Raw genomic sequence first — 675 nt, forward strand, 5'->3', positions numbered from 1 at the left:
AAACACCATTGCTAGTATTTAGCATTTTTTCTTATTTGCGTCATCTAGTATGGCTTTGGCGATATTGGATACACTTGTAGAGATTTGTGAGCTAGCGTTGGCTATGCTTACATTTTCTTGGGTTACGCTCTCTAGGCTAGTGATTGCGTCATTTATTTGGGTGATACCTGTGGTTTGCTCTTTGATAGATTCTGCCATATCGTTGATGGATTGCACTAGCAAATTTGTATTTGCTTCTATTTCGCCTAGTGATTTTCCTGTGCGCTCTGCTAGCTTTCGCACTTCATCTGCGACTACGGCAAACCCTCTGCCGTGCTCACCTGCTCTAGCTGCTTCAATCGCTGCATTTAGAGCTAGTAGGTTTGTCTGGTCTGCGATGTCTCGTATGATACCTATGACATTTCTAATGTCTTCTGTTTGGTTTATGACTTCATTGCTTCTTTGGGATACATTTTGCATAGAAGAGGTGATTTCTTCTACTGCGGTGGCGGTTTGCTCTAGGCTTGTGGCTTGAGAGTTTGAGCTTTGGGTAAGAGAGGCTACGGCTTGCTCTAGCTTGCTACTTTGCTCATTTAGAGAGTTTGCAAAGTTTAGTGAAGTTTTTAGCATTTTTCTTACTTCTGCACCTAGCGTGTTTGTAACGACTTCTACTCTACCTTTAGCGTTTGGAATCTC

At 42.4% G+C, this 675-nt stretch carries 1 protein-coding gene; it reads right to left on the bottom strand.

The features are described 5' to 3' along the window. Positions 1 to 18: 18 nt before the first annotated feature. Positions 19 to 675, bottom strand: a 657-nt coding sequence (locus ACWIUO_RS13820) for a methyl-accepting chemotaxis protein (protein ID WP_454178464.1), incomplete at its 5' end; no start/stop codon positions are given.

This window comes from Helicobacter sp. T3_23-1056 (genome assembly GCF_053654535.1).